The following is a 21,283-nucleotide window of genomic DNA, read 5'->3' on the forward strand; positions in this document are numbered from 1 at the left end:
GACAGCAATGTCGATCATTCATCGCCCGCGTGCTCGCGGGCTTGTTGTTGTGCGTGCTGAAGCACCCGGCGACCTCAAAGCTGCAATCGAAGCGGTCAACCGTGGCTTCGAGACGTTCAAGGCTGAACACACGAAGCAGCTTGACGACCTGAAGAAGGGTAAGGCTGATGTCGTGCTCGACGAGAAGGTCGAGCGCATCAATGCCGATATCGGCACAATGCAGGCCAACATGCAGAAGGCTGTCGACGAACTGAATCTGAAGGTTGCGGCAGCCAGCGGCGGCGTGATCGGTGATATTCCGGGCGATCCCGAATACACCAACGCTTTCAAGGCGCACATGCGCAAGGGCGATATCTCCGCTGCCATGCAGAAGGGCACGGCGGAGGATGGCGGCTATCTCGCTCCAGTCGAATGGGATCGAACGATCACAGGCAAGCTGAAGCAGGTATCGCCGATCCGCGCGAACGCTCGTGTGATCACCATTACCGCCGCTGGCTTCAAAAAGAACTTCACCGACCGCGCAGTGGGTTCGGGTTGGGTGGGTGAAACGGCGTCTCGCCCTGCCACGTCGACGCCGCAGATCGGCCAGTTGGATTTCCCGCTGGGTGAGATCTACGCAAATCCCGGCATCTCTCAGCAGCTGCTCGACGACGCGGCGATCGACCTGGAAGCGTGGCTTGGTGACGAAGTCGACACTGAGTTCTCGCGTCAGGAAGGCATCGCGTTCCTGTCCGGCAATGGCGTGAACAAGCCCCACGGGGTCCTGACCTACGTCGAGGGTGCCGCGAACGCTGCGCGTCACCCGTGGGGAGCAATTGAGGTCGTCAAGTCCGGGGACGCTACGAAGCTGACGCCAGACGGCTTCCTGGATCTCTTTTACTCGATCCCGTCAGAGTTCCGCGCCGGTGCCAAGCTGTTCACGAACCGTCAGTCACAGGGCGCGATGCGCAAGCTGAAGGACGGTCAGGGAAACTATCTGTGGCAGCCGTCTTACGCGGTCGGCCAGCCGGCAACGCTGGCTGGTGAGTCGATCGTCGAAATCCCGGATATGCCTGCTGTCGCCGCTGACGCCATCGCAGCGCTCTACGGCAACATGGAAGCGACCTATCTCGTCGTAGACCGGGTCGGCATTCGCGTTCTGCGCGATCCCTTCACCAACAAGCCGTTCGTCCACTTCTACACGACGAAGCGGGTTGGCGGCGGCGTCTACAATCCCGAGCCGATGCGCGCTCTCAAAATCGGCGCCAATACCTAACGAACGCAATAGGCGGCTCTGCCGCCCATTGATGTCCACCGTTATGCCCAAAACTCTAAGGAGGTCATCATGGCCACGAAAAAGGAAGCCGCAACGTCTACGCCTACTGGCAAAGCCGCTGTGGCAAACCACGAGACTGAAACCGTTTCGGTCACCAATAGCGGAGACCTGCCGGCCGTAGCCGACACGACGTCAGCAGTCGATGACGTAAACCGACCTGCAGACATCGCACCCGCAACGGATGTCGACCCGTCTGGCGCACCACTGCAGATCGTCCCGGACGTCGATCTTTCGCATCCCGCCGTGGACGCCAATCCGCGTGCGGGCACGACCGTCGCGCAGAACCAGATCGACTTCAACGATCCGACGATGACGGGTTCTCAGGCGGTAGCGAAGGCTTTGCGTGAGCAGGGCGTCGAAATCGTCGAAGACCCCTCCAAGAAGTAGGTCGCACAAATGGCAAACGTCGTCGTCCTGACTACCGGCCCGCTCTACACTCTGGACGAGGTGAAGGCGCATCTTCGCGTCGATGGCAGCGACGACGACGTTACCATTGAAGCATACATGGACGCCGCTCAGGAATCCGTGCTGCAGTACTGCAACCTGGCTCTCGTTCCCGCTGGTAAGGAAAACACGTTCAAGGTCGCAGCGCTGATGTACGTCGCGGCCATGTATGAGAACCGAGCGGGTCTCGATGGGCTTCCAAAGTCGGCGCAGTTGCTCGTGAACCCTTACCGTTGGCTTCGGGTGTAGCGATGGAAGCTGGCAAGCTGGACCGGCGTGTTGCATTCGATGCGCCTAAGAAGATCAAAGACGGTCATGGCGGCATCAAAAACGGCTTTGCCGACGATGCCGACGCGACAAAGGTCTGGGCGAATTTCCGTTACCTTCGTGGCGGTGAAACTGTCCAGGCTGCCCGTCTCGCCGGTCGTCAACCTATCGTGGTGACGGTGCGCAGCAGCTCTCAGAGCAAGGCTGTCGATACCAGCTGGCGCATGCGCGATAGCGATGGTGAGATCTACAACATCCGCTCCGGTCCGGTTCCCTCGGATGACCGGCTTTATCTTGAATTCACAGTCGAAGGCGGCGTGGCATGAGTGTTTCTGTCGCCTTTCAGGACCTGGTACTTTCCCTGTTGTCAAACGACAGCGCAGTGTCTGCGATCGTCGGCGACCGGATCATTGACGGGCCGGATGCCGACACGGCTTTCCCTTACGTGAGCTTTGGGGCAACAGACACGGACCGCCTTGATGCTGAATGCATCCCTGGTCGCGACGAGACGATGCAAATCGACTGTTGGTCACGCGACGACGGACGGCTGAACCCTTGCAAGGCACTCGTCAACGCGGTCGAGGCTGCGCTTCACGAGAAAGACGGAACTTTCAGCGTCGGCGCTCTGCTCTCGCTGAACGTCGTTTTGTCGCGGTGCTTCATCGATCCTGATGGCATCACGGCTCATGGGGTCGTGCAGGTCACGGCTGAAATTGAAGATCCTCGCAACTAGGGAATGGCAATGGCTCGGGTTCGTTTTCTTAAAGACTTTGACTATCGACCGACTGGCAACAGTCTCACCGCCTACCTCGCGGGCATGGAAGAAACCGTAAAGCGGGAGTGTGCCGATCAGGCTATCGCTGAAGGCAAGGCGGTCGAGCTGCCTCCCGCAACAAGGAGCAAGCCAAATGGCGAAAATCCTGAACCTGGCTCGACTGGACAGGAAGCTTAAGCGGCTCCCTACTGTAGCGCGGGAGCGTATCAGGCTTGGCATGGAAGAGGCGGCTGACGACATCGTCGCCATGATGAAAAGCCTCGTTCCAAAAGACAGCGGAACGCTGCGCGACAGCATCGGCTGGACGTGGGGAAAGGCGCCCAAAGGCTCTATGGTCATGGCTACCGCCAAGGGATCATTGGGTGCCGATCTGACGCTGACAATCTACGCCGGCAACAGCTAAGCCTACTACGCCCGGTGGGTAGAGTTCGGCACGGCCAAACACACCAATGCGGGCAAGTTCGCCGGTTCGGACAACCCTGGCACAGCCGCCCGCCCATTCTTCTATGTGAGCTGGCGGGCAAATAAACGAAGCGCAAAGCGCATCGTTAGGAAAGCCAGCCGAGACGCAGCCAAAAAAGTGGCTGCCGGCTGATAACCACGTTTCTCAGATCTTATCGCCTGCCGTTCGGTGGGTTCATTGGCATGCCATCAAAGGAGATCCACAATGGCAGAAGCAACGGGTATTAAGGGCGGACGCATCAAGATCATGCTCGGCAACTCTGCCGTTCCAATTGTCTACGGCGTTCCATGCGGACTGACGCAGCGTTCGCTCACCTTCAACAAAGGTCTGGAAGAGTTTCAGCTTCCGGACTGTGACGACCCCGATCAGGTTTCCTGGATGGGCCGTGATGCGATCTCGATCTCGATGTCGATCGGCGGCGAAACCGTTATCGCCGAAGAGAGTGTCGAGACCTGGCTTGATGCGGTCGAAGATGAGGACAGCACGCCGATCAAGGTCATTGCCGAATTTCCGGCGAAGACCATCACCTGGACGGGCAAGGCGCACGTCGAAACCTTCGAAATCACGGGCATCAACAACCGCCGTGCAACTGGCACCGTCTCCCTTCAGAGCGACGGCAAGATGACGCGCGTGGTCGCGTAATGCGGGACGCGCAGATAACACTGCCGTGGGCGGATGGTGATTACACCTTCCGCCTCGGCTGGGGCGAGTTGGAGTTGCTGCAGGAAGCATGCGGCGCTGGCCCTTACGTGGTCCTGAACCGATTGATCGCCGACGAATGGATGATGGGCGACGTTCTCCATACCATCCGCCTCGGTCTGATCGGTGGCGGTATGGCGCCAACGGACGCACTCAAAAAGGTCCGCGACTATGTCGAAAAGCGGCCGCCGGTGGAAAACGTCCTCTACGCTCAGGGCATCTTGTCGGCAGGCCTGACCGGAGCACCGGAGGAAGGCGCACTGGGGGAGGACGTGGCCGGAAATCAGGACAGCAGCTCGACGACCTGCCAAACGGAAAGCTGAGATTTGCGGCCATCTACGGCAATGGCGCCGTGATGGGTTTTAGCCCGCAGCAAGTGCGGGCTATGAGCATGTGGCAGTATTTCGCTGCGCTGGACGGCTATCAAAAAGCGAACGGCGCCGAAGACGCCATGACCAAGGCCGAAGAAGACGACCTATGGGACTGGATTAATCAGTAAGGGATTGGTTCTTCGTAGAACTGATCGGGGATCGTCCCATCTTGAACCCACTTGATGCATTGCTGCGATAGCTCATTGAGCTTTTGAAGCGTCGCCGGATCGACATTATTCAGCTTCGCATCACCTGCCACCTCAGACATTCGGTAACACTGACTTTTGAAAATCGTCGCATGGGCTTCGCCTGTCCTAGCGTCGCTCTCACTATTCAAAACTGTCGTAGCAATGCAGGCGACTACCAGCGCCAGTATTATCCGTTTCATCAGTTCCTCACGAGATCTTATGGCCACTGATATCGAAAAGCTCGTCGTCCAGCTCTCCGCGGACCTTAAGGGCTACCAGCGCGAAATGCAAAAGGCCGGAGGTGTGTCTAATCGGCAGATGAAGGCTATCGAAACGCGCGCAAGCCAGCTCGATAAACGTCTTGGTGTAATCGGAAAAAACGCTGCTTCTGGACTGATCGCCCCTCTCGCGGGAGTTGCCGCTGCGCTTTCCATTCGTGAGGTCGCACGATATGCCGATGCATGGACTTCAGCAAAAAATAGCTTGGCTGTTGCGGGCGTTACAGGGCAGCGACAGACCCAAATCCTCGATCAGCTTTACCAGTCCGCGCAGGCAAATGCTGCACCGGTCACTGCGCTCGCTGACCTTTACGGCAAGGCCGCGCAAGCCTCGGACAACCTGGGTGCGTCTCAAGACGATCTGATTAAGTTCTCAGATGGTGTCGCGACAGCCCTTCGCGTCGCTGGTACGAGCGCACCTGCTGCGTCTGGAGCTTTGCAGCAGCTTGGCCAGCTTCTCGGTTCTGCACGCGTGCAGGCGGAAGAGTTCAATTCCGTCAATGACGGTGCGCGTCCCATCCTCATTGCTGTCGCAAACGGTCTTGATGCGGCTGGGGGATCTGTCAGCAGGCTGAAGGAGCTTGTCAATGACGGTGCAGTTTCTGGACGGCAATTCTTCGAAGCGTTCATCAAAGGTTTGCCAACCATCCAAGGCATGGCTGCGAATGCAACGCAGACGATTGAGCAAGGTTTTACCAAGGTCGACAACGCTTTTACCCGCTATATCGGTTCGACCGATGCGAGCCTCGGCGCAACCCAGCGTCTGGCGGAAGGGCTCAATCTTCTTGCCGCCAACTTCGATACTGTTGCTGATACCACTGTCACTGTAGCAAGCGTTATTGCTGGCGTTCTTGTCGGTCGTTCGCTCGTGAAAATGATCAGCGGGCTCAAGGATGGGGTGACGGCTGCTCGCGCTCTGGCGGGCGCGTTGTCCGTGCTGTCGTATGTCCGGAATGTACGTGATTTGGGCGCTGCTTTTTCTCTGCTTGGTGTGGCTGCTGGACCTATTGGGGCTTTGGTAGGCGTCGCTGCTGTTGGTGCCGTAACTTATTTTGGTAGCAAGGCTGTAGATACCGCAGCTAGGACGTTACGCCTCAAAGAAGAAATGCAGGCGCTTGGGCTCAACGCTGACAAGTTGGGATCTTCAGTTGAAGGGGCTTCGAAAGCTCTCGACAAACTCGCTCCTGACCAATTGCGGCAGAGGCTCGCTGACATCAATGCCGAGCTTGATCGTATGAACGACAGAAGCTGGGGAAGCTTCCTGCTCGGCCTCGATCCTGAAACTCTTGCTGACGTGAATTCATCTTTGCAGAAATACACTGCAGCTCGCTCGTCGGCTTCAGGCGTTGACCGTGAAGCGGCAAAGCAGTTGAAAGTTTTGATCAGCCAGGCCGAGGCGGGAGAATTGAGCCTTGAGCAAGTCCAAGCTCGGCTCGCCGAAATTGGCAAAGTCGATGTTAGCGAGGGGATGGGTAAGCTCATCGATAAACTTCGTGAAGTGTTTCCGCTAATGCGGGCACTACGCGAATATCAGGCGAAAACCCTCTCTCAGCTTGACGGCAGCATATCTAACAGAACGATAACCCCCGCTGCTGATTATCAGGACCGCTTGGCACAAGCTGAGACCACGCGCAGAGAAGGCGTTGGCAAGACGCTGCTCGACGAGGAAAAGCGCCGCGCCGCGCTGACAGATAGCCAGCGTGACCTTGAAGATGAGATGAAGCGCCTACGTGAGGCGATCGAGAAACAGGGCGGTATCGCAACGGATGCAGCCGTTCGCGCGCAGGCAGAGGCGAACCTTGCGTCGAAGGCCGCTTCATCGGGCGGCGGTAGCCTCGACTTGCATCGCTTCCTCGCCGGCGGCAAAGACGCCTCCCACATTAGCGGCCTGTCGTCGACGTTCGAAGGCAAGCTCGAAAGCCTTTTCGCGGCCCTTCCGAAAGAGCTGGCTGGACAGTTGAAGATCAATTCCGGCTATCGGTCGGTTGAGCGACAGCAGCAGCTGTGGCAGGACGCGCTGAAGAAATACGGGTCGGTGGCAGAAGCTCGCCGCTGGGTGGCACCTCCTGGCAACAGCCAGCACAACAAGGGCAATGCCGCGGATCTCGGGTATAGTTCCGACGCGGCTCGCCAGTGGGCGCACTCCAATGCCAGTAGGTTCGGTTTGTCATTCCCGCTGTCGAATGAGAACTGGCATATCGAAGACGCCGATGCTCGCGCTGGTGTGGTAGCCGATAAGACCAAGCAGCTCGAAGAACAGGGGCAGGCGTATGACGACGTCATCGCGCGAGCTCGTGAGTTCGTCGCGGAGCAAGGCTTGGAAGGTACTGCGCTCGGCATGACAACTCAGGCGGCAAACCGTCTGCGGTACGAACAGGAACTGCTCAACCAGGCTAAGCAGGCAGGACTCGAGCTTTCCCCGGCGCAGATCGATAGCATCAAGCAGCTTGCTGGCGAGATGGCTATCGCCGAAGAGAAAACGCGTCTCCTCACACAGAGCCAAGACGACATGCGCCGAGCTGCTGAAGAGTGGGCATCGGTCGGCAAGGATGTCACGAAAGGCTTCATCACCGATTTGATGAACGGGGCCACTGCAGCGGACGCGCTCAAGAACGCACTCTCACGCGTTGCTGACGTGCTGCTCGACCAGGTGCTGGACGCCATTTTCCAAGTCAACGGGGCAGGCAGTGGTGGCGGCGGGCTTGGTGGCCTCGGCGGCATCATCTCGTCAATATTCGGTGGCGGGAAAAGCTCTTCGTTTCCGGCCGCTCCGGGCGGGTCGCTCTGGTCTGACGGTGGCTATACTGGTCCAGGCGGCAAGTATCAGCCTGCAGGTGTCGTCCATAAAGGCGAAGTCGTTTGGAGCAAGCGTGACGTGAGCAAGGCCGGAGGTGTGGCGGCGGTTGAAGCAATGCGCCTCGGTCAGAGAGGATATGACGGTGGCGGGCCTGTTGCGCTGCGCGCGCCGACGATGCCCGTGATCCGCAACGGTGGACGGGGCGGAAACTTCAACGTTCGCAGTCAGGTCGATGTCAGTGTTAGCGACCAGGGCGAGCTTCGCGCCTTCGTGAAGAAGACGTCAGTCGAAACTGTTGATGCCCGAACACCGCGTCATGTCGACGCCTTCAGCCGAAACGCGTTGCCGCAGCGGATGGCCGAGATCAATTCCAATCCCAGGAAGCGCGGATGACACAGTCTCTCGACTACCTGTCGTTCTACCGCTGGGCGCCGTTCAAATGGGAGATCAAGCGGAACGATCAGTTGAGCGGTTTGGGCTCAGGAAGAACGATCGGCGCCGAACTGGCGCCACCGCTCTGGATGGCACAGGTCAGCGCATTGCAGATGCGAAACACGATCGCGGAGGAGATCGACGCAAAGATCAGAGCGTTACGCGGCCCGCAGGATCTGTTCATGATGACCAGCTCCCTGTTTCGCGGACCGCGTCTTGATCCTGCCGGCGCTCTTCTCGGCAATGCTGCCGTGTCGGTCGCCAGCATCGTCGAGGGTGGGACTGCCCTCGCACTAAAGAGACTGCCGGCAGGCTACGTTCTGTCGATCGGTGACAAGGTGCAGATCCAATACGGTGGCGAGCCGGAGCGATACGCGTTCTTCGAGTTCTCGCAGGCGGGTGTGGCGAGCGGCGCGGGTGTGACGCCGCAGATCCCCATATTCCCAGCGTTGCCGGCGGGCGTAGCCGTCGACATGGCCGTCACCCTCATCAAGCCCGCTTGCCGCGTCTTCGTCGTCCCTGAGAGCTACAAGGTCGGGCAGGTGACAGGCGGCATCACATACGGCTGCAGCTTCCAGATCATGCAGAAGAAATAACGATAGCAACAGAGGCTCCCTAACGGGGCTCTCTTTCTTTGCGGACATGAAGATGAACCAACAGCTTCGGAGCCTCTTCCAGCGAGGTCGGCAAATCGTTGCCAATCGGATCATTGATCTCGCGCAACAGGAAGCGGACAAAGGTGGCAATGATGTTACCATTGAGTTCGATGACAGGCGTCCACAGATCGTAGTCAATCCACAATCGGCGCATGCCCTCGCACTATGTAGTGCTTTAGTTAACCACATCAGCAATCATGATGCGGCGTTTACCGGCGCGGTTGGTGACACTACGGTCAGTGATGTAAGTCCACCATCCCGCCAAACAAATTCAAAATTCTGAAGCAAAATCCGGCCGAGGAGAAGGTCGTACGGATTACCGTCTGCGCGAAGCGAAGAGCTGAATACCTCCTGCCTGTCAGTCCAACGATGTTCAGGAAAGTGTAACTGACATACGTGACCTCGTGTCGAAGAAACGCCGCTGGCCGTCCGGTTTTGCATTTCGCGGGTCCAGGGCATCTTCAGTCTTTTGATTAATTGGTCATCGGCAAGGATACCCTGCGCTCCGGTGTCAATCAGTCCGACAACAGTTTCCCATCTACGTGGGTGAGCAATACTAGCGTTTCCGGCTTCGGCATCCCACGCAATGCAGATCTCTATGCACGGGTGCCCATTGATCATGTCGCGCGTCCTCCGCCCCATCTCGTCAAGGTAAAAAACGGGCAACCTAAAAGCCATCTGGCCCTCCTAAGCTTGGCGCTCAGAATGAAGCACGGCGGCAACCGAGGAGTCGAGTCCATTCAAATCCAAGGAATAGTATCATGAACCGTAGGTCATTCCTGGCGGCCCTCGGCCTTGCGCCTGTGGCGGCCGTCGCATCTCTAAATATGGCAGCATCTGCCGAACGGTATCGCAAAACCTTAGGCGAGATCCGAGAGGTTCAAAATATTTCGGTGTCATTCGATGAAGGTGGGAGCCCCTTCGTCCGGTCAGCAAGTGGAGGCGTGGACGCACATTCCCCCGAATGCGACCTTCATCGCCAGGCTGACGATCTTTGGGACTGGCTGCACGGTAATAATCAAATCTCTCGATCGCCGCGACGGATTTCCGAATGCGCAATGTAGATCCTGATTTCATGGCCGCGTTAGCCGACGCGCCAGAGCGAGGCATCGTGCCGCGCAAACTGGTGAGCGTCACTGCCCGCGAATTCGGCCACCCGACCGTCTCGGAGACAGTCTCGTTTTGGACTGGTGATGAGAACGTCGACATCACAGTCACGTCCGGCGTCGACAGCCAGTCATCGACGCGGCTGTTCTACGGCGGCGTCAACCTAGAAGTGGGCTCAATCCCGCGCGTGTCTGACCTGACCATCCAGACAGTCCCTGTCAGCATCAGCCAGCTTGCTGAGCCCGTTCAGCAACTGGTCCGCGGCTATGATGTTCGGCTGGGCAAGGTCGAGATCTGGGACATGCTGCTCGATCCCGCAACGCGCTTGGCGGTTGGAACGCCGCAGCTCGTCTTCCTCGGTGAAGTCGATGGCTCGCCGATCGACACGCCTTCGGTTGGTGGGGAAGGCTTGGTGACCATCCGCTGCGTCTCGGATGCGATCTCAATGCTGACCCGCAAGAACTACACGAAGTCGTCCTACGAGGCGCAGAAGCTGCGCGACGGCGACGAGTGGGGCAAGTATGCGAACACCGTAAAGACCTGGCGCATTCCATGGGGGCAGGCGGTATGATCGAGCTGCACCGCAAACCAATGTGGATCTCCGAGTTCCACGCGCTCATTGATGAAATCCGGCGCCAGCCATTTGACTGGCAAGGTCATGACTGCGTGCTGGGCCTCGGCGCCCGCACTGTGCATGCACTCACCGGCGTGCGCCTCGGCGAAGAATACGCTGAGCAGTTCAGCGACGCCGCATCTGCATATCGGCTCATCCGAAAACTCGGCTTTGATGACGTCGCTGATCTCTTGGCGGACTATCTTCCAGAATACGCTCATCCATCTGAAGCGCAGATGGGCGATATCGTCACAGTCCCTGTCGACACCCAGTTCAAGCACAGCCTCGGCGTCGTCAACGGCGAGCGCGTCATCACCATGACAGAGACCGGGATCGGAACTGTCGATCGCCTTTCTGCAGACCGGGCGTTCCGGGTCGGGTAATCCATGAAAATCTTCGTCCTTCTTCTGAACGTCATAGGCTTCTGGCTTCTGGCGGACCCGGCGCATGCCGGCCCGGTGTTTCTCGCGATCCCGGCGCTGCTGTCGTCGCTCGGCGCGGTCGGGTCGCTGATCGCCAAGGTTCTGTTGACGGTAGCGCTTAATCTTGCGTCGACTCTTCTCCAGAGAATGACGGCGAAAAAGCAAAAACAGCAGGCCGTCGGCGTCAAGCTGGAAATCCAGATGGGCGACGACCTGCCTGTCTCGACGACGATCGGGAGATACGCGACGGCGGGCAAGCGCAAGTATGCCGGCACCTATGGCGATATCGGCGGAACGCCTAATGCAATGTTCGTCGACGTCATCGAGCTTGGCAATATGCCCGTGTCAGGTCTCGACGGCCTGTGGATCGACGACGAGAAGTGCACGATCATGTGGGACGAAGAAACGTCCCGCGGCTTCCCGATCTATCAGTTCCAGGGTGCTCTTAGCAAAGATCACCACGCATGGATCAAGTTCTATGACGGCACGCAGACGCAGCCGAACGCCTATCTGCGCGCGCGTTTCGGCAACCATCCAAACCGGCCGTTCCTCGATACGATGATTGGCCGTGGCTGCCCGTATGCAGTCATGACATTCCGCTTCAACCGCGACATGTTCGGCGGTGCGCCGACCTGCGTGTTCGAGCTGGGTCCGCTCAAGCTCTATGACCTCAGGAAGGATTCGAGCGCAGGCGGCAATGGCTCGCACAGGTGGGGCGTTCCGGCGACCTATGAACCATCCACCAACCTGCCGGTCTTGATCTACAACATCATCCGTGGCCTGAAGTACAACGACCAGTGGATGTTTGGCGGTCAGGATCTCGCTGCCTCCAGGCTCCCTGCGTCCAACTGGATCGCGGCGGCTCAAGAGGCGTCGCGTCTTATCCGCATCACGGGACAGCCAAGCGAACCGCAGTTTCGTGGCGGATACGAGATCACCGGCGACATGGAACCGCTCGATGTGATCGACGACCTGCGCGCCGGCTGCGCTGCGCGCCTGGCTGAAAACGGTGGCTCGTTCAAGATCCACGTCGGCGCATTCGCGGCGGCCGTCTTTGCGATCTCCGACGACGATATCATTGTGACGGAAGATCAGAGCTTCGAGCCGTTCCCCGGTCTCGATGCTACAGTCAATGCGATCAAGGCCAGCTATCCGGAACCCGACGAAAAGTGGGCATCGAAGGATGCGCCGACGCTTTACCGTCCGTCGCTGGAAATCGAAGACGGCAACCGCGTCCTGCCGGCCGACGTCCAGTTCCCGGCCGTCCCCTACAAGCGCCAGGTCCAGCGCTTGATGCGCATGATGATCGAGGAAGAACGTCGCTTCCGGACGCATCAGTTCTATCTGCCTCCGCAGGCGTGGGTGTTGGAACCGAACGACGTCATATCTTGGACGTCGGCACGCAACGGCTACGAGAACAAGAAGTTCGTCATCCTCGCGATTGAAGGCGAGATGACGCTCAATCAGCTCGTGACGATCAAGGAAATCGATCCGGCCGACTATGACTGGTCGCCTGAATTCGAGCTGCCGACCTCCGAAGGCTGGATGGGCCGTATCGAGGCGCCCGTTCAAGAAATGGACGGTTGGTCAGTTGAGCCCGCATCGATCGACGACAACGACGGCAACCCGCGCCGTGTCGCCATCAAGGTCGAATGCGCAGATGGTCTCGACGACGTCATGAAGGTGTGGGTTCAGGTCCGTAACAGCGTGACCGGGAACGTCGTCTTCGACAGCGACCAGACTCCGTATGCCGATCCGTACGAGTGGTTGCTCTCGGGCGGGTGGTGTCTGCCGAGCACCGACTATGAGGCTCGGGGTAAATACGTTCCGTTCACGGCACGCAAGACGAACTGGTCCGATTGGCTTCCAGTCACCACGTTCGATACTCGCCTAACACTGGAGGACCTTGAAGCCGATATCGTCGCATCGCTTGAGCAGCTGAACAGCTGGATGGATGAAGGTCTCGGCGTTCAGGTCGATACCAACGCAGCAGCGATTGTTGCGGAGGTACAAGCTCGTGTTGCTGCCCTTTCTGCTGAAGAGGCAGCGCGGGTCGAAGGCGCGATCGAGGCGTCTCTGCGCTACCGAGCCGTCTTGGAGGAATTAGCCAGCATTCGAGACTACGCGGCCAATGCCGACTACGCCCAGTACACGCAACGCGAAGAACTCCGTCGCTCGATTACGCAGCGCCTGAACGACGTCTATGCAGAGTTCGATGAGCGGATCAATGTTGCAACCGGCCAGGACGGCGGGATAGTCGAACGCATCACCTCGCTTGAGGTTAAGTCTAGCACGACAAGTGCGGCCCTAACTGTGATCGAAACAGCCAGCGTCGGTCGCGACAATGCGCTGGCTGCACAAATCGGGTTGCTGTCGGTCGCAACGGCAAGTCAGTTCGATCCCGTTAAACTTTGGCTCTTCGATACCAATAGCGAGGGTTGGATCGGAAACGGTGCGCCTGCGGTTTCGAATGGCTATCTTCGTCCAGCCGATCACGCGAGCGATCCTTATGTCGTATCGGCAACTGGTCTTGGCGTCGATGCCAGCAAGTATCGGCAGGTGCGCGCCCGTGTCCGGAGAACCGGAGGCCCGACATGGGAAGGCCTATGCTGGTGGAAGGGGTTGTCCGACACGACCTGGGACGCAGCGCGTCGCGTCGCGGTCGCTGCGCCAACCTTTGATGCAAACGGTTTTGGTGTCATCACCTTCGACCTTCCGTGGACCGGGACGGTCGATCAGATCCGGCTCGATCTCTCGACGGCGCAAACGAGCACGGCGTATTTCGAGATCGACTTCATCTCGATTGGAGCGCCATCGCCAGGCGCCTCGCGTGCCGAGTTGCTCGCAGAGCAGCAAGCTCGCGCTACAGGCGACGCTGCTTCTGTAGAGAGCATCAGCGCCTTGCAGGCGCTCCTCTCGGACGTCGACGGCAACGTGACGGCGCTCTCGCAGAGCGTCTCGACGCTGTCGTCTTCCGTCCAAAACCTCGAAGACGGTGTGCTCGCACAGGGCCAGGCATTGTTGTCTCTAACGACTGAGGTCGCGGGGAAAGCATCCGTCACGGCTCTTCAGCAGCTCACAGCTGAGGTTCAGGCTCTCGGGGGCGGCGGCGTTGTCAGCCAAGGCGCAATTGTTTCGGCGCTGCGTAACGAGCTGATGAACCTGTCGGCCGAGGTTCTAGATCAGGACTTCGCAAACTTTCTCGATCGGCAGGCTATTCGAGGATCTCTGGCGGAGGCTTCCCAGTCCTTATCGACCAAGATCGAAGCGACCGATGCCTCGCTGTCAATCGTAGCCAGCGCGGTTACCAAGGTGCAAGCTGCATTGCCAGGGCTTGCGTCCGGCGAGGTGCTGTCTGCTTTGACCACACGGGTTGTGGCCACTGAAGGTGCTATCGCGTCGAGTTCGCAAGCTATCACCTCCCTCCAAAACGACCTGGACGATAAGGCCGACGCTGACGCCTTTCAGTCGCTGTCGCAGACGGTGAGCCAGCAGGGTCAATCTTTGACTTCGCAGGGTCAGGCCGTCAGCTCGCTTCAGAATGCCGTCGGCGGAAAAGCGAACGCCTCCGCCCTGAATTCCCTGGCAAATACCGTCAACCAGCAGGGAGATGCGATCACATCACAGAGTCAGGCCCTCGCCTCTCTCCAGAACACGGTCGGCGGGAAGGCAAACGCCTCTGCTCTCAACGCTTTGTCGAATACGGTCAGCCAACAGGGAGACGCGATCACTGCGCAGGGCCAAGCTATCTCCAGCCTGCAAACCAGCGTGGCGGGCAAGGCGAATAGCTCGGCGCTGAACGCTTTATCGAGCAGTGTCTCGGATCAGGGCGGTCAGATCTCGGCACAGGCGTCAGCACTCACAGCATTGTCGGCCACAGTCGCGGACGTCACGGCCGACGCTAAGTTCAAAATGGAAGTCCAGCCCGGGCCGAACGGTTTTGCAAGAATTGGCGCTCGCGCTCGCTATGGTAATACCGGCAGCTATCGCGAAGCTGCATGGTACATAGACGTTCCATCAGATCCCGCAAACCCAACCCAGTTTCTCGTAGAGGCCCAGCGGTTTGCTCTGATTGCCAACAGCGGCAAGACGGTGCCATTCGCTGTCGACGCCAACGGCGCATACCTGCAGTCGGCCTACATCCGCAACATCACAACAGACCAGATCACGTTCAAGGACAACTCTGTCCTCACGAGTGCGATCGCGCAAAACGCCGTTGGAGAAAGGCGATTTTTTGCGTCGGTTGAGAGTGTCTCGTTGGCGTCAACACTCACCTCACTAGGTGGGGTAACCATCGATAAGGACTCGGTGGACTGGCACGAAGTAGACGCCGTCGTTCGCTGCCAAGGTCAGGCAGCGGGGACAGTTGTTGAGGTGCGATTGAGGCACGGTGTGGACGAGGTCGATACGCAGATCCTTTCCCCTTCACTCGGAGAACTTCAAGTCGCTCACCTCAAATACATGGTCGATACCGGTAGCGGTGTCCGCACTTACTCCATCGCCGCGCGCCTTCTATCGGGCTCGGCCCTCATCGGCCGGCGCTCGATCGCAGCCAAACGGGACAAAAAATCCAATGCTTAACGGAGATCCGCAAATGAGCACCGTCAGGATCAGTCCTGAAGTCGAACTTCAAGAACTGCGGGCGATGAACGCCCATCTGCAGAACCGTAACCTGGTCCTTGCGCAGGGGGTTGCTGAGGCGAGAGAGATCATCGCCGAACAGCAAGCCCGTATCGCCGAGATGGAAAGCTCGGCGGCGACTGTCGACGAGCCGGAGGCAAACTGATGGCCACACCTCCGTCAACTTACTCCACCGGCACTGCGACCGTTAACACGAATGAAACCGCAGTTTCCGGCCAGGGCACGACGTGGCTTACATCGGGTCTGCAAGCGGGAGACCTGTTCTGGGCTGCCGGTCAAGACGTCCGGATTGCGGCCGTGCTCAGTAACACCTCAATGACGCTTGCATACCCTTGGGCCGGCGCTTCCCGAAACGCCTCGTCCTACGAGGTGCGGTTCACGCTCGACGCAACGCGAGCGTTGGGGGCCGCTCGGGCAGTCCTCGATACGCTTGGGAACGGTGTTCTCTACGCGCTCGGTGGGCTAGCGACCGCGGCAAACAAGCTGGCGTACTTTACTGGAGCGGGTGTCGCAGCCCTGACTGATATAACCGCCCATGCCCGAGCCATTCTGGCTTTGTCCGGAGGGGCGGGAAAATTCCTCGCTTCTTCCGGCGCAAACGTGGCTGCCCTTCGCGACATCGTCGGGACCGTTGCACAATCGGGAGGCGTGCCGACAGGGTCCATCGTCGAGCGTGGCAGTAACGCGAACGGTGAGTATGTCAGGTACGCAGATGGGACGCAGATTTGCTGGCGCAATAAGGTCGGCGGTCTGTCCCTGAGCAGGATCGAGGGCAACACGAGTTTCGCAGAAACGACGTGGACTTTTCCCGCGGCATTCCTGAGCGGCGCTTCCTATAGCCTGTTCGTCACGCTGCCATCGGAGTCCGCTTACTGGACAACGCCCGCAGATCGCACATCGGTTTCCTTGGTCTACAGCTCAACTCAAGCTGCCTCCAATGGGAATGTCGGAGCGACGAAGAATAGCGCTTGGGGGTCTTCAGGTGTGGTCGTGACGGGCGTCAGTGTCGTAGCCATCGGTCGTTGGTTCTAAGAGGGGAAATCATCATGCGAGTTAGTTTCTCACCGCAGCGCAGAGATGGCACAATTGAGGTTATCAAGAACGGGGACAAGCTTCGGATCAACGGCAAGCTGTTCAGCTTTGTTTCGCTTCCCGATGGCGCAACCATTCCGGCTGGCAACGTGCCGTGCGAATGGATCACCGGCCCTGTCGAGCGCATCAATGGCGAAATCCATCTGACGCTTGTCTTGCCGCATGGCCCACGGCCTTCCCAGAGAGTGGCCTTCCCGACACCTCTTGAGAACCCGCCAGACGGCCAACTCGACATCCCTGCTGATCCAACTTTGGAGGTTCCCAATGTGGACGCCTGATCCGAATACCTTTGTCACCATTGAAAAGAAGGCCGCCGATGCTAGTGCCGCGTTGGGGGCATCCGTCAACGCTGAACGCCAGCGTCGTATTGAGGCCGGTAAGATCATTGATGGCGTGCATGTGACTGGACGAGGCGAGGATGCCCGTAACCTGATGAGCCTGGCGCTTGCCGCACAGCTGCGGCTGGCCTCCGGCGATACGGAGACAACAACAACGTTTCGCGATGGCGGCAACGTTGACCATGAGCTGACGCCGGCTCAGGTCCTGTCCCTATGGCAGCAGTCGGCGGAATACGTCTCCGCGCTTTATGCTGCCAGCTGGGCGCTGAAGGCGATGGAGCCGATCCCGGTTGATTTTACGAGCAATGACCATTGGCCGAGCTAGAAATCACCGGGTCAGACCGGGCGATCGAGGCAACTTGTCTACTCGCATCCAGTCCGGCCAGTAGCCGAGCCACTCGATACCAACAACGATCGCGGCCAAAACAACCACGATCGCCATGATGTAGATCTGCTGCCGGGACGGCGGATGCCTTATCCACAGCGACATACGAATTAGAAGTCGGGCGAAAACATCCATCATGCGGATGTAGGCGCATTTCCCAAACCTTCAACGAAGCATCAGGCACTCGCGCTAGCGATCGAGGAAGGTGAGGCTCGGCGCTAACTGTAGGGAATTGGAGACCCAGCGCCGAGCCTCTGCCGCAGCAACTGTCGAACCTGCCGCGGCACGGAAAATGTAACGAGCGGTATACTGATTCGCTAGCTGTGATGATTTGAAGGAGAGCCGACGTTGCGGCGGCGCGGTCGGCTCTCCAGAACTACCCCCGTCCCTCGGAAGGCAGTTGATGCTTAGTAAGCAGCCAAGTGGCACCTAGACAACTGCTGGATATCACTGACGGAAAGTGAGGCCCGGAGCCTGTGGAAGGGAAGGGACTACCGACGCCGAGCCTCTACCGTGCATGCATTGAGGGGAACGCCACGGTGACAGAACCGTACCGATCGTCCGCTTGGCTTGCTATGGCTAGATCTAGCCCTAGCGCAGAGGTCTAGCGCACACCCGAGAGTGCAGTCCGCAACGCTAGACCTCCGGCTACCAGCCCGAATGAAATTCGATGGCAAGCGTAGATTAGCCGAAGTGCTGGCAAAGCCAACCGGCTTCTTCGCTCACCAGTAACTCATGAGAACTGCAGCGACGTAAAGCACTGCAGCGATGGCTGCGACGATCGCAAGTAGCGTGGACAGGTTGCGCATCTGATTCTCCTGTTCGGCGATCAAAGCACTGCTGCGCCCCCCGTACCAAGAACGAGCGCCGCTATCCTTAACGCTTCTTAAACATCCACAGCCGCTGTCTCGAAACGCGGCATCTCCAAGGAAAACCGACATGAACCCGACTCTGCAGAAGACGCAGAAGCGCATGCTGCTGCTTGGCTTCTCGCTACCGAAATATGGCGCCGATGGCGATTACGGCAAAGAGGCTGACGACGCCTTCAACTCCGCACTCGACGAGTTGGAGAAGCTACGCGGCCTGGTGGCGTCGCATCCAACCTCTCTGCCTCCAGCCGTCCCGACAACCTCAATCGACACGAGGGAGAAGGTGATCCCTTCAGCATGGATGCCGGACGCAACGATCACTGGCATCGTTTTCCACTGGACGGCCGGCCAGAACAAGGCCAGCGACCTCGATCGCTCCCACTACCACCTCCTGATCGAGGGCGACGGCAAACACGTCCGCGGCGTGCCGTCGATCGATCTAAATAGCCTTCCGAAAGCCAAGTCCGGATATGCAGCTCACACGCTGAACTGCAACACCGGTTTTATAGGGGTGTCGCTTTGCGGCATGGCTGGCGCCATCGAAATCCCGTTCAGTGCCGGCAAGCAGCCGATCACGCGCGTCCAATGGGATGAACTGTCAAACGTCCTGGCGCAGCTCTGTAAACGCTATGGCATCAAGGTCAGCCGCGAGACAGTCCTCAGCCATGCCGAGGTGCAAACGAACCTTGGCATCAAGCAGAAAGGCAAGTGGGATATCGCACGCCTGCCTTTCGATGGCTCGATCCAAGGCGCGATCGCGATCGGCGACCACATGCGCGCCATGGTGCAGTCCAAGCTTTAAAATCAGCCCCTCAGAACAAGGAACTCTTCCAATGACTCGCATCGATATGATTGCGGCGCGTCTCTTTGCGCTGCTCGCTGTCCTCTTCGTCCTAGCACTCACGCTCCACCCGGCGTATGCGCAGGAGGCGACGCCCGTCATCGCCCGCTCGTCCATCTGGTTCGACCTGTGGGCTATCGTCCAGCCTCTCGTCGTTCTTCTCGGTTCCATCGTAGGTCCCGTGCTGATCACCTGGATCTCGGCGCGTCTGATCTCGCTGCTGAGGGTGGCTGACGAAAAGCAGCAGCTCGATATCCAAGCTAAGCTGCGTCAGGCTCTCCACGACTCAGCGGCCAACGCTCTGAAGTTCGCGATCGCAAGATCCGGGATCACCGGCGGTGCGATCGCCAGCGTGACCGCCTCGGCCGTCACTAGTGCCATGCTTCGAGACGCGACAAAGTATGTCGAGGAAAAGAACCCCGAAGCGCTTCAGAGGCTCGGCGTCACGCCTGACGCTCTGCAGGATATCATCATGTCGAAGGTCGCAGATCTGCTGCCAAAGCAGCCGTCCTGATAACGTCGGCTGTTTATGCCGAGCCTGCAATTTTCGTTAGGGGCCACCCGCTCGGCGGAGGCGTGGCCCCTAACTTTTCCGCCCGTTGGTCCAGCTTCTCAACAGCCTTCATACGGGCATCTTCGACGGTGTCGGCGGTGACAGTGACGATCCAACGGCCGGCGCGAAAACGATAGGTGTTCTTTGGGGGGTACATCCGGTGTCTGCTGCCTGCCACGAATGCCATCCACGCTACGCGGCGATCAATCCCCGCCTTTGTTTCGTCTGAGAGCAAGTCCCACCAGGCTTTGAAGCCCGCATTCGTGTCTGATTTCGTCATGACAATCTCACGCTTTTACACTGTTCGTTTCTGCTGAGACGCTCATCGTAGCATCTCGGCGATCTCGGCCGCTTCGCTGCGCGCCTGGTTCGGTTTGTGGGGGTAGTGCTCCCAGCACCACCATTGCGGCTCACCGCGATTGCTCGAAAAACCGAAGCCGCCCCACTGCTTGCATGACGGTATGCAGCACCAATGGACGTAGAGCGTTGTTGGTCCGCTTAGGACTGCCCTGGTCTCGTCACTCATCGGCGTGGCTCCCAGAGGATTTTCGCTTTGAGAAGGCAGGGAAACCTTGCTCGACATTTCTCGGTCCCGGCGTGCTCGCATCCCATCGCCAGAGCCCGCCGGATCTGGACGAACTCGGCGTCCGCCCCGAACTTCTTGACCAGGCTCTTATGGCTGAACACGCCCTGTCGTGCGCACGGAGTGCAGACCATCTCGACTGTCTCTGCGCGGTAGTCTCGGAGAGTTGGAAGCGGCATGGCAGGTTTCGTCTGGCTATCGGACACGGGTTCCCGCTCGCGCACGGGGCACGTGTTCGCTTTCGAATAGGATGTTGATTGCCGGCCTCATGCGGCAGTTCGTTCTTACTATGTTCTAATTCTTTGACATGAGTCAACACCTGCCGACTTCGCTTTTTCTGCCATTCTTAGCTGTGGGGTTTCCGACGACATGACTAGCTCCGACAGCACCGAAATGCTGCGCAAGGATCACACGCAGCTCGCATCCAGCCTTACCGCTCTGACGAATGAGGTCGCCCTGTTGAAGACGCAGAGCGCTGTTCGCGATGAACGCGACAAGCGTTTCGAGGAAAACCAGGACCGTATCGAAGAGTCGGTTAAAGGCCTTTGGAGCATCGGCAAATGGCTGTTGATCGCCTTCTTCGGCCCTCTCATCGCAACCATACTAACCTTCATCGTGAAAGGAGGGTTCAATGTCCCGCCATCTCCTTGAGGCAGCCGTGCCGCTGCCAAGCGGCCTTGCCCTGATCAAAGCATTCTGTGGCACGATCGGGATCATGTGCGCCATCTACTGCTTCTTTGTCCTCGGGCCTGCGCTTGAGACACGATACAGGCCAGTGCTGAGCAAGCTGACAATCCTGAGCGTCGACGAGGTCACGTCAGAGACAAGTATGGTTCGCGCTGAGTTCACAAAGCTCCGAAACTGCGAGTACATGGGGATCGCCTGGTATCGCGGAAGCGAGGCAAATGACTTCGAGCGGATCTCAATGATCCCGGTCAAGGATCCGGATGATACGTCAAGCCCGAACAGGGCTGTGGGGACGCAGCGGGTCGGACCCTGGCGGTTGACGATGCCGGCCGGCGAGGTCCGGCAGAACAGTTTCGTGCAGGTGTTCCATCGGTGCCACCCACTTTGGACAACGATGACGAAGTTCTATCCCTGACGCCGTGGCAAAAGCCCCGCCGGCTGGAACCTGACGGGGCTTTCTCCTGGTG

General features: G+C 58.7%; 24 protein-coding genes. 22 read left to right on the top strand and 2 right to left on the bottom strand.

What is annotated here, in order from left to right:
• Positions 1 to 7 precede the first annotated feature (7 nt).
• The 8 genes from IFT59_RS18770 (at position 8) to IFT59_RS18805 (ending at position 4,286) form a co-directional block, all read left to right on the top strand.
• Positions 8 to 1,255 (top strand): phage major capsid protein, encoded by a 1,248-nt coding sequence (locus IFT59_RS18770; protein ID WP_192087806.1) that lies wholly within the window; start codon positions 8 to 10, stop codon positions 1,253 to 1,255.
• A gap of 69 nt (positions 1,256 to 1,324) precedes the next feature.
• The gene (locus tag IFT59_RS18775) at positions 1,325 to 1,702 is read left to right on the top strand and encodes a hypothetical protein (RefSeq protein WP_249407653.1); all 378 of its coding nucleotides are present in this window, start codon (positions 1,325 to 1,327) and stop codon (positions 1,700 to 1,702) included.
• A 9-nt stretch (positions 1,703 to 1,711) separates the two neighbouring features.
• Positions 1,712 to 2,008, top strand: coding sequence for a head-tail connector protein (locus IFT59_RS18780; RefSeq protein ID WP_192087807.1), 297 nt, complete (start codon positions 1,712 to 1,714; stop codon positions 2,006 to 2,008).
• Positions 2,009 to 2,010: 2 nt separating this feature from the next.
• On the top strand, positions 2,011 to 2,352 hold the full coding sequence (locus tag IFT59_RS18785; RefSeq protein ID WP_192087808.1) for a head-tail adaptor protein: 342 nt from the start codon (positions 2,011 to 2,013) through the stop codon (positions 2,350 to 2,352).
• Positions 2,349 to 2,759, top strand: coding sequence for a DUF3168 domain-containing protein (locus IFT59_RS18790; protein WP_192087809.1), 411 nt, complete (start codon positions 2,349 to 2,351; stop codon positions 2,757 to 2,759). The genes IFT59_RS18785 and IFT59_RS18790 overlap by 4 nt, the downstream gene beginning before the upstream one ends.
• Positions 2,760 to 2,934: 175 nt before the next feature.
• Positions 2,935 to 3,204, top strand: coding sequence for an HK97 gp10 family phage protein (locus IFT59_RS23380; protein WP_342366118.1), 270 nt, complete (start codon positions 2,935 to 2,937; stop codon positions 3,202 to 3,204).
• 264 nt (positions 3,205 to 3,468) lie between these two features.
• Positions 3,469 to 3,906 carry a phage tail tube protein gene (locus IFT59_RS18800; protein ID WP_192087810.1) on the top strand — a complete coding sequence of 146 codons (438 nt, stop codon included), beginning with the start codon at positions 3,469 to 3,471 and terminating at the stop codon, positions 3,904 to 3,906.
• Positions 3,906 to 4,286, top strand: coding sequence for a gene transfer agent family protein (locus tag IFT59_RS18805; protein ID WP_192087811.1), 381 nt, complete (start codon positions 3,906 to 3,908; stop codon positions 4,284 to 4,286). The genes IFT59_RS18800 and IFT59_RS18805 overlap by 1 nt, the downstream gene beginning before the upstream one ends.
• Positions 4,287 to 4,455: 169 nt before the next feature.
• On the opposite strand, the gene IFT59_RS18810 is transcribed toward IFT59_RS18805, so the two are convergent.
• On the bottom strand, positions 4,456 to 4,722 hold the full coding sequence (locus IFT59_RS18810) for a hypothetical protein (protein WP_192087812.1): 267 nt from the start codon (positions 4,720 to 4,722) through the stop codon (positions 4,456 to 4,458).
• 19 nt (positions 4,723 to 4,741) lie between these two features.
• Here IFT59_RS18810 and IFT59_RS18815 point away from each other — a divergent pair, with 19 nt between their 5' ends.
• The 12 genes from IFT59_RS18815 to IFT59_RS18875 all read left to right on the top strand — a co-directional run bounded on the left by IFT59_RS18815 (position 4,742) and on the right by IFT59_RS18875 (position 19,507).
• Positions 4,742 to 7,990 (top strand): tape measure protein, encoded by a 3,249-nt coding sequence (locus tag IFT59_RS18815; protein ID WP_192087813.1) that lies wholly within the window; start codon positions 4,742 to 4,744, stop codon positions 7,988 to 7,990.
• Positions 7,987 to 8,625, top strand: a complete 639-nt coding sequence (locus IFT59_RS18820) for a hypothetical protein (RefSeq protein WP_192087814.1) — start codon at positions 7,987 to 7,989, stop codon at positions 8,623 to 8,625. The genes IFT59_RS18815 and IFT59_RS18820 overlap by 4 nt, the downstream gene beginning before the upstream one ends.
• A gap of 52 nt (positions 8,626 to 8,677) precedes the next feature.
• Entirely contained in the window at positions 8,678 to 8,968 is a 291-nt protein-coding gene (locus IFT59_RS18825) for a hypothetical protein (RefSeq protein WP_192087815.1), read from the top strand.
• A 768-nt stretch (positions 8,969 to 9,736) separates the two neighbouring features.
• Positions 9,737 to 10,363: a hypothetical protein gene (locus IFT59_RS18830; RefSeq protein ID WP_192087816.1), complete on the top strand. Its 627-nt coding sequence runs from the start codon at positions 9,737 to 9,739 to the stop codon at positions 10,361 to 10,363.
• The gene (locus IFT59_RS18835; RefSeq protein WP_192087817.1) at positions 10,360 to 10,788 is read left to right on the top strand and encodes a DUF6950 family protein; all 429 of its coding nucleotides are present in this window, start codon (positions 10,360 to 10,362) and stop codon (positions 10,786 to 10,788) included. Before IFT59_RS18830 ends, IFT59_RS18835 begins: the two co-directional genes overlap by 4 nt.
• A 3-nt stretch (positions 10,789 to 10,791) precedes the next feature.
• Positions 10,792 to 15,408: a phage tail protein gene (locus IFT59_RS18840; protein WP_192087818.1), complete on the top strand. Its 4,617-nt coding sequence runs from the start codon at positions 10,792 to 10,794 to the stop codon at positions 15,406 to 15,408.
• A gap of 13 nt (positions 15,409 to 15,421) precedes the next feature.
• The gene (locus tag IFT59_RS18845) at positions 15,422 to 15,613 is read left to right on the top strand and encodes a hypothetical protein (RefSeq protein WP_192087819.1); all 192 of its coding nucleotides are present in this window, start codon (positions 15,422 to 15,424) and stop codon (positions 15,611 to 15,613) included.
• A complete protein-coding gene (locus IFT59_RS18850; RefSeq protein WP_192087820.1) occupies positions 15,613 to 16,500 on the top strand; it encodes a hypothetical protein in 888 nt (295 codons plus the stop codon). The genes IFT59_RS18845 and IFT59_RS18850 overlap by 1 nt, the downstream gene beginning before the upstream one ends.
• Positions 16,501 to 16,514: 14 nt before the next feature.
• Positions 16,515 to 16,838 (top strand): hypothetical protein, encoded by a 324-nt coding sequence (locus IFT59_RS18855; protein ID WP_192087821.1) that lies wholly within the window; start codon positions 16,515 to 16,517, stop codon positions 16,836 to 16,838.
• The gene (locus tag IFT59_RS18860; protein ID WP_192087822.1) at positions 16,825 to 17,223 is read left to right on the top strand and encodes a DUF4376 domain-containing protein; all 399 of its coding nucleotides are present in this window, start codon (positions 16,825 to 16,827) and stop codon (positions 17,221 to 17,223) included. Before IFT59_RS18855 ends, IFT59_RS18860 begins: the two co-directional genes overlap by 14 nt.
• A 999-nt stretch (positions 17,224 to 18,222) precedes the next feature.
• Positions 18,223 to 18,954: a peptidoglycan recognition protein family protein gene (locus IFT59_RS18870; RefSeq protein WP_192087824.1), complete on the top strand. Its 732-nt coding sequence runs from the start codon at positions 18,223 to 18,225 to the stop codon at positions 18,952 to 18,954.
• A gap of 31 nt (positions 18,955 to 18,985) precedes the next feature.
• The gene (locus IFT59_RS18875; protein WP_192087825.1) at positions 18,986 to 19,507 is read left to right on the top strand and encodes a hypothetical protein; all 522 of its coding nucleotides are present in this window, start codon (positions 18,986 to 18,988) and stop codon (positions 19,505 to 19,507) included.
• A 13-nt stretch (positions 19,508 to 19,520) separates the two neighbouring features.
• Here IFT59_RS18875 and IFT59_RS18880 read toward each other — a convergent pair whose 3' ends face one another.
• Positions 19,521 to 19,826, bottom strand: coding sequence for a hypothetical protein (locus IFT59_RS18880; RefSeq protein ID WP_192087826.1), 306 nt, complete (start codon positions 19,824 to 19,826; stop codon positions 19,521 to 19,523).
• A gap of 672 nt (positions 19,827 to 20,498) precedes the next feature.
• Here IFT59_RS18880 and IFT59_RS18885 point away from each other — a divergent pair.
• Both IFT59_RS18885 and IFT59_RS18890 read left to right on the top strand, forming a co-directional pair.
• Positions 20,499 to 20,780, top strand: coding sequence for a hypothetical protein (locus IFT59_RS18885; RefSeq protein WP_192087827.1), 282 nt, complete (start codon positions 20,499 to 20,501; stop codon positions 20,778 to 20,780).
• Positions 20,761 to 21,231 (top strand): hypothetical protein, encoded by a 471-nt coding sequence (locus tag IFT59_RS18890; RefSeq protein WP_192087828.1) that lies wholly within the window; start codon positions 20,761 to 20,763, stop codon positions 21,229 to 21,231. Before IFT59_RS18885 ends, IFT59_RS18890 begins: the two co-directional genes overlap by 20 nt.
• The last annotated feature ends 52 nt before the right edge of the window (positions 21,232 to 21,283 follow it).

The sequence above is a fragment of the Rhizobium sp. CFBP 8752 genome, from assembly GCF_014842035.1.
In the GTDB taxonomy this organism is placed as follows: domain Bacteria; phylum Pseudomonadota; class Alphaproteobacteria; order Rhizobiales; family Rhizobiaceae; genus Neorhizobium; species Neorhizobium soli.